This window comes from Microcystis sp. M169S2 (assembly GCF_020245865.1).
Taxonomy (GTDB): domain Bacteria; phylum Cyanobacteriota; class Cyanobacteriia; order Cyanobacteriales; family Microcystaceae; genus Microcystis; species Microcystis ichthyoblabe_A.
In genome coordinates, this window is record NZ_JADBUB010000102.1 from 43,678 (window position 1) to 51,146 (window position 7,469).

The 7,469-nt window shown below is 42.1% G+C and carries 5 protein-coding genes and 1 pseudogene; 5 read left to right on the plus strand and 1 reads right to left on the minus strand.

The window, feature by feature from the left end:
* Positions 1–354 precede the first annotated feature (354 nt).
* From IM485_RS10440 to IM485_RS10455, 4 genes are all read left to right on the plus strand, one after another.
* Entirely contained in the window at positions 355–1,770 is a 1,416-nt protein-coding gene (locus tag IM485_RS10440; protein ID WP_002753365.1) for a form I ribulose bisphosphate carboxylase large subunit, read from the plus strand.
* Between the two features lie 130 nt (positions 1,771–1,900).
* The gene (gene rcbX / locus IM485_RS10445; protein ID WP_002732424.1) at positions 1,901–2,299 is read left to right on the plus strand and encodes a RuBisCO chaperone RbcX; all 399 of its coding nucleotides are present in this window, start codon (positions 1,901–1,903) and stop codon (positions 2,297–2,299) included.
* 15 nt (positions 2,300–2,314) lie between these two features.
* Positions 2,315–2,650 carry a ribulose bisphosphate carboxylase small subunit gene (locus IM485_RS10450; protein WP_002741682.1) on the plus strand — a complete coding sequence of 112 codons (336 nt, stop codon included), beginning with the start codon at positions 2,315–2,317 and terminating at the stop codon, positions 2,648–2,650.
* 130 nt (positions 2,651–2,780) lie between these two features.
* Positions 2,781–4,484 carry a DUF262 domain-containing protein gene (locus tag IM485_RS10455; RefSeq protein ID WP_130757157.1) on the plus strand — a complete coding sequence of 568 codons (1,704 nt, stop codon included), beginning with the start codon at positions 2,781–2,783 and terminating at the stop codon, positions 4,482–4,484.
* Positions 4,485–4,598: 114 nt separating this feature from the next.
* On the opposite strand, the gene IM485_RS10460 is transcribed toward IM485_RS10455, so the two are convergent.
* Positions 4,599–6,497 carry a GIY-YIG nuclease family protein gene (locus IM485_RS10460; RefSeq protein WP_104395418.1) on the minus strand — a complete coding sequence of 633 codons (1,899 nt, stop codon included), beginning with the start codon at positions 6,495–6,497 and terminating at the stop codon, positions 4,599–4,601.
* Positions 6,498–6,665: 168 nt separating this feature from the next.
* On the opposite strand from IM485_RS10460, the pseudogene IM485_RS22990 reads away from it, so the two are divergent.
* A pseudogene (locus tag IM485_RS22990) lies at positions 6,666–6,782 on the plus strand (Clp protease N-terminal domain-containing protein); the annotation flags it as partial.
* Positions 6,783–7,469: the final 687 nt, after the last annotated feature.

A 7,469-nucleotide genomic window follows, 5' to 3' on the forward strand; every position in this document is an offset into this window, starting at 1 on the left:
TAGTTTTAATCGCTCAAAGCCTGATGAGCAGAAGTTTCTGTGCGTCAATCAGGTAAATTTTTGTTGATTTTTTTGTGTTTTTGTAGAGATTGTCAAAGTTAGATGACGACAGATTAAAGAAACTAATCCCCCCGAGAAAAAAAAACAATCAAAATTTTAGGGATAGAGAAAAAAAATGATCAGAATAGGATAAAGTTCGTGTTAAGATGATCAGTTGAAAAAAACATTAGTGAAAATTGCTCCCTAACTTCGCTCCTAGCAGCAGGGGACAGGAGCTTAAGAAAAATCTATGTCGGTTGACGGCGAGATTTTACAGGTGCGACTAATCATGCAGTTTATGGAGGAATAATCCCAATGGTGCAAGCCAAATCCAAAGGTTTCCAGGCCGGCGTAAAAGACTACCGCCTGACCTACTACACCCCCGACTACACCCCCAAAGATACCGATCTACTAGCTTGCTTCCGGGTAACACCCCAACCCGGAGTTCCTCCTGAAGAAGCAGGTGCGGCAGTAGCGGCGGAATCTTCCACAGGTACCTGGACCACCGTTTGGACCGATAACTTAACCGACCTCGATCGCTATAAAGGTCGTTGTTATGATATCGAACCCGTACCCAACGAAGATAACCAGTTCTTCTGTTTCGTTGCCTATCCTTTAGATCTATTTGAAGAAGGTTCCGTCACCAACATCCTCACCTCGATCGTTGGTAACGTTTTCGGTTTCAAAGCTCTACGCGGTCTCCGTTTAGAAGATATCCGTTTCCCCGTCGCTTTAATCAAAACCTTCCAAGGTCCTCCCCACGGTATCACCGTTGAACGGGACAAATTAAACAAATACGGTCGCCCCTTACTCGGTTGCACCATCAAACCCAAACTCGGCCTTTCCGCTAAAAACTATGGTCGTGCCGTTTATGAATGTCTCCGCGGTGGTTTAGACTTCACCAAAGACGACGAAAATATTAACTCTCAACCCTTCATGCGTTGGCGCGATCGTTTCCTCTTTGTCCAAGAGGCGATCGTTAAATCCCAAGCAGAAACCAACGAAGTTAAAGGACATTACCTCAACGTAACCGCTCCTACCTGCGAGCAGATGATGCAACGGGCTGAATTCGCCGCCGAAATCAAAACCCCGATCATCATGCACGACTACCTCACCGGTGGTTTCACCGCTAACACCACCCTGGCGAAATTCTGCCGCGACAAAGGGTTACTGCTCCACATTCACCGGGCAATGCACGCGGTTATCGACCGTCAGAAAAATCATGGTATCCACTTCCGCGTTTTAGCTAAGTGCTTACGTCTCTCTGGTGGTGATCACCTGCACTCGGGAACCGTTGTCGGTAAACTCGAAGGTGAACGCGGCATCACGATGGGTTTTGTTGACCTGATGCGTGAAGACTATGTAGAAGAAGATCGCGCTCGTGGTATTTTCTTCACCCAAGACTACGCTTCCTTACCCGGGGTAATGCCGGTTGCTTCTGGTGGTATCCACGTTTGGCATATGCCCGCGTTGGTGGAAATCTTCGGTGACGATTCCTGCTTACAGTTCGGTGGTGGAACCCTCGGCCACCCCTGGGGTAACGCACCTGGTGCCACCGCTAACCGTGTGGCTCTGGAAGCTTGTATCCAAGCTCGTAACGAAGGACGCTCCTTGGCCCGCGAAGGTAACGACGTTATCCGGGAAGCTTGCCGTTGGAGTCCTGAACTGGCTGCCGCTTGCGAACTCTGGAAAGAAATCAAATTCGAGTTCGAGGCTATGGATACCCTCTAATACAGCCATTCAGAAGGTTGTTAGCAGTTATCGGTGCAAAATAATGCCGGGGACTTGCCCAAAATCGGCAAGCAGTCGCTAGAATTTCAACACTGATAACTGTCTAGCCAATAACTGAAAACTGTATAAAATGTATCCGAAAAAAGTTGTTCAAGATACCGCGAAAGTCTTACAAAGTTACCTAACTTACCAAGCGGTTCGCACGATTATCGATCAATTGTCAGAAACTAATCCCACTTTGGCTATTTGGCTGAGTCACTATACTTCTAGCCATTCCATTCAGGATGGCGAGGCCTATATTGCGGGGTTAATGACTGAGAATAAAGAGTTAGTTTTGCGGATCATGACGGTAAGAGAACATCTAGCCGAACAGGTTTTAGAGTTCTTGCCAGAGATGGTAAAAACGGGAATTATTAATGACAATACCGAACATCGTCGGCAACTTTTGGAACGTCTCACCCGTACTGCTATAAGTCAACCAGAGACATCGGAATTAAATCTCGATGTTGATGATCTACCCAACCCATAAGGAATCAAGAAACCCATGAAAACTTTACCTAAAGAGAAGCGTTACGAAACCCTCTCCTACTTGCCTCCCCTCACCGATCAACAAATTGCTAAACAAATTCAATACATGATCGATCAGGGTTATATTCCTGCTGTGGAATTTGAAAAAGATCCCAAACCCGCGGATTATCATTGGACGATGTGGAAACTGCCTTTATTCTCTGTTTCTGGCCCCCAAGAAGTTCTTAATGAAGTTCGCGAATGCCGCACTGAATATTCTGATTGCTACATCCGCGTTATCGCTTTTGACAACATCAAACAATGTCAAACCATGAGCTTTATTGTTCATAAACCCAATGCCGGCCGCTACTAATTTGGCTGTAGTTTAAAGGTTTGTAGGGATGGCCGCGAGGCCATCCTTTTTTTGGTGGTTTTTAACACGGGTAAACGATCGGCCGATATTTGGTAAGTTAGAAGTGATGAACTGACTGCCGATCGAACCTATGCCCCGTACTCATCTATTAGATACCCGAACCAGCAATTTTAGCGATCTCATCGGCAATGGCAAAATCTACCGAGTTCCCCCTTTTCAAAGAGATTATTCGTGGAAGGAAGAAAATTGGGAAGATCTCTGGCAGGATATTCAAACGCTCTATGAAAACCCCGATTCTAGTCATTACATGGGAGCGATCGTTTTACAGGGTTCCCAGCGATCGGATACGGATTTTACAATTATTGACGGACAACAACGATTGGTAACGATTAGTATTCTCGCTATAGCGATTATCGAAAAAATTCAAACGTTAATCGATCGGGGGGAAGAAGCGGAAGCGAATATAGAACGACAACAGCTTCTCAAAAGCGGTTATTTGAGTAATAAAGATCTGGGTTCTTTAAAAGAATCTAGTAAATTAATTTTGAATGAAAATAATAATGATTTTTATCAAAGTCGTCTCATTAACTTTAGACCTCCTCGCAATCCTCGAACGCTCGCAAAATCCAACCAACTCCTATGGAAAGCTTTTCAATACTTTTCGGATTCATTGCAAAAGCTTACAAGCGTAGTTAACAGTGGAAAAGAACTGGCAATTTTTTTAACGGATACCGTTGCCAAAAGACTCTTATTTATTCAGATTAATGTTGAAGATGAATTGAATGCGTATACGGTTTTCGAAACCCTAAACGCTAGAGGGATAGAGCTAAGTTCAACCGATCTATTAAAAAATTATTTGTTTTCTCTTTTCCGAGGGGCGGATGATTTGCGAGAAGGACAACGACAGTGGAGAGGAATTATTGATACCGTTACAATGGAAAAATTCCCCGAGTTCCTACGTTACTATCTCAGCCTCACGCGGACGAGAGTAAGACGGGAACGTTTATTTAAATGGGTTCGAGAGTCTATACAAAACGCTGAAAGCGCGTTTAAATTACTCGAACAACTCGAAGAATATAGTGGTCTTTTTATCGCTCTTAATAATCCCAATGATGAATTCTGGCAAGATACTCCAGATAATATCCCTTATATTCGAGAAATTGAACTATTTGGCGTAAAACAAGCCTATCCAGTTTTATTCTCGGCATACAATAAATTTTCAAGCGAGAACTTCACTCGCGTACTAAAATTGGTTTGTATAATTTCGTTTCGATACACGATTGTCAGTAGTCTTAACCCGAATGAGCTAGAAGGAATTTATAATAAGATAGCAATCGCCATAAATAATGGCGAAATGACGACTCCGAGGCAAGTTTTCGAGGGCTTGCGATCGGTTTATGTCACGGATACTAAGTTCGTGCAGGATTTTTCGATTCTTTCGATTTCTACCAGAGGTCAAAAGAAAAAACTGGTTCGATATATTCTCTGGAAATTAGAAATGGACGAATCGGGTCGATCTAATATAGCGGAAGATGGATTCTCGATCGAGCATATTCTACCAGAATCGCCGAGCGATCGATGGCGCGTTGACTTTCTCGATAACGAGATCGAGGAAATGACCTATCGGATCGGTAACTTGATTCCTTTAGAAGCTAATTTGAATCGTCAAATCGGCAATCAATACTATACAGATAAACAAGAGATTTACCAACAAAGCGATTATGCTCTAGCGAGAAATATAGTACCAGAGGAATGGACACCGGACACGATCGCTAAACGTCAAGAAAGTTTAGCCCGACGAGCGGTTCATATTTGGAAATCCGACTTTGTTTGAGAGCGGGTTAAAAAATGTTCTCGATTCGCTTTTACTTGGGAATAGATTTCTAGGATAATTTTCACGAGGAAGCGATCGATCTGTCAGGATTTCGAGCGATCGAGGGAAACCTGATTATCGATCGTCGATTTGAACCGACCAATCCGGATCTCCTTGCAATTGTAAAGATTTTGCGGTTTGAAAAAAAGTTTTCGTAGGTTTCCGGTCTTGAGTTTGAATACCTTCAACAATAATTCTATCTGCTGTACCTACTGATAGATCTAAAGGTAATTCGAGTTGTATTTCCATACAATCAGATAAACTTTTTACTTTGTGATTCATAATTTCCCGATTATTTTTATCTTTGTTTTTCCTAAGCTTACCTTTCTTTTGGGTTTGTTCGGCATTGAGCCTACTTGCCTCACTTCTCGTAAGCCAAGCGCAATTTTCTGGAAAAAATCCTTGGTTTTTATCTAGCCTAGAAAATACCATACCTTTTTCAGGCGGATGACCAACATCTTGTAGGAACCGCTTAAAATCACGCCATGAATCATGAACTTCAACTCCTGGTATATAGTTTTTGGAATTGGGATTTATCACACAGTGAATTATTCGGCTCCAAGCTTTGTAAACTTGTGTTTTTACTAGGCTTTCGCCAGGTTTGGCAGGAGTTTTAATATCGATACGCCCTAGACTAATCCTTTTTTTCGCCGCAGAAAGGCTAATATTTCGAGTCCTAGAGAGATATATTGAAGCTTGTTCTACACTTTCAAAGCGGATGTCATCGATATAGGTGACTTTTTTGTGCGATCCACCGCTGACCCCACCTGTAGAAATATTATATCCCTTGGGAACCAAAGTATTTAGTTTTTTGATCCACGCTCTCTCTTTATTCTCAAGATCTTTTTTACAAGTTCCTCGATCTATTTCTCGTATTTCAAAAGTATCCGAACCATGCTCTCGAATCGCGTGGTGTAATGATTCAGCACCTTTGATATGTCCAGCGGAAGCCTGTTCTATATGGTATTTCCAGCGACGCTCTAGAGTCTGAATTGTTAATCCAACATACTGCTTGCCAGATATTTTATTTGTAACCAAATAAATAATTCCTTCCGCATAGCCTGGATTAGGAATTCGCTCAAAAGCTTCTTCCGGCGTTATTCCTTCTTTTAACCACCGGCTTATTGTTGTGCTACTAGCAGATGGATTTAAACACCTTACTGCCTCCTCAAGATTAGGATATTCGGTTCCAAATACCACGACCTTGTTAATTTCTCGTGAACCACGAACGTATTGTTTTTCAAAAATTTTTTCTTCAGGCAATCCCGCCTCGCGTCTTTTCAATGCTCTCCAATAATCGATGCCCAATTCCTTGCATTTATTTTTGAAGGTATCTTTATGTTTACTCTCCTGCGAACATTCTGGACAATTACTACCTCTTAAATGGTTGCTAGGAGTTTGCCAAAACTCTCCATGTTCTGAACAAATTATTTTTCCTTTTGTACTGGACTTTAAATACTCGAACTCGCTATAATCATATTTATTACCATGAATTTTAATCGCCCGCTCGATAAAGCTTTTTTTCAAATCCTCTTTTGTTTTGATTTTGCCTATTTCCTCTTGAGACCCAGACAAAATCATCGATTTACACTGCGGGCATCCTGTATGCCCTCGCATATGACTTCGAGGTTCTTGTAAAAAAATTACGCCGTGTTCTCTACATGAAATACTGACCCGCTCACCAACTTTAGGAAGCTCGGTAAACAGTGAATAGTTATAGCGGTTTCCGAAGTGTTCTTCGGAGCGACGAACAAACTCTTCCTTTGATATCTTCTGAGATGCAAAGTAGCATTTACGGCATCCAACCCCATTTTTATGATGTCCTGGAGTGATTTCAAATTCTCCATGATTAGGGCATATAACCTTAATTTTTGTGGAGGAATCGATATTCTCTACTAATGAATAATTATAAGAGTCTCCATGTACTCTATAAAATTCTTCGAGCCACTGTTGTCGTGTTTTTTTGTTAGGCATCTAGAAAATCATCATCTATTAACGGAAAGATCGGATAATTCCAATAATAATTCACTTCCCTTGATTTTTCATTAATCTCATTATCACTCACCGAAAACCCGATCGCCGTGTAATTGCCCAGATAGCACGCTATACTAGACCTCTGACACTGGCTTATCATAGTTCAGAATGCAACCCACCGACTCGAATAAATTTACCGAACAAGCTGGGGATTCGATCGTCAAGTCGCAAGAAGTGGCGCGACGCTTTAAAAATCAGAATTTAGAAGTAGAACACGTCATTATGTAAAGAGTCAATTTTTCCCTCAATCCTCGTCAGTTAGAACTTAGGTTAGGTTGAAGTATGACTGAACTTCCCCCGTATAAATATACTAGCTATGGCTAAAAGTCTTACAGAGCCTGAGTTAAAGCAATATAATACTAACGGACTACTGAACACAAACTCCTGAAGTTCTTACGCAGATAGGGTTTGAGGCAAAATTTTTCAAATTCGACCCTTAGACCATTATAGCTTGTTTCGGGGCTGAAAACCAGCAAAAACATGGCTACAGAGGGAATCGCTTACTCTAGAGATTAATGACACCATCTGTCACCATAAGGTTAGCGATCACTATACAGCCAACTCCACAGAATCGCTCTACTCTAGATACAGTCAACAGTACAGCGGCTCGACGGCTCGACTGAGCGTTCGACTGAGCTCACGCCGAACGTCAATTTTCAAGGGAAAATGTACTCAGTAACGGCTTGTCAATTTTTTCTGAGAAGCCCCATGCAGTAAGGGTAAGGGTTTCGCCCTAATGCCAATAAAACAGCGACCTTATTTCCCCAGGCTTAGATTATACTGTTCGGATATGCCCTGCCCTACAGTTTGAGTTTTCAAGGTTATGGGTGCTAGTTTTCGGTACTTGTTAGAGTCTATAAGCTGCGCTGGTATTGGAACTTTTAGTACAAATGCTCAAACTGCACCAGTCAA

Bases quoted from the DNA above. Each gene is read 5' to 3' on its own strand.
- IM485_RS10440 (WP_002753365.1), top strand. From the start codon at position 355: ATGGTGCAAGCCAAATCCAAAGGTTTCCAGGCCGGCGTAAAAGACTAC.
- rcbX (WP_002732424.1), top strand. From the start codon at position 1,901: ATGTATCCGAAAAAAGTTGTTCAAGATACCGCGAAAGTCTTACAAAGT.
- IM485_RS10450 (WP_002741682.1), top strand. From the start codon at position 2,315: ATGAAAACTTTACCTAAAGAGAAGCGTTACGAAACCCTCTCCTACTTG.
- IM485_RS10455 (WP_130757157.1), top strand. From the start codon at position 2,781: ATGCCCCGTACTCATCTATTAGATACCCGAACCAGCAATTTTAGCGAT.
- IM485_RS10460 (WP_104395418.1), bottom strand. From the start codon at position 6,497: ATGCCTAACAAAAAAACACGACAACAGTGGCTCGAAGAATTTTATAGA.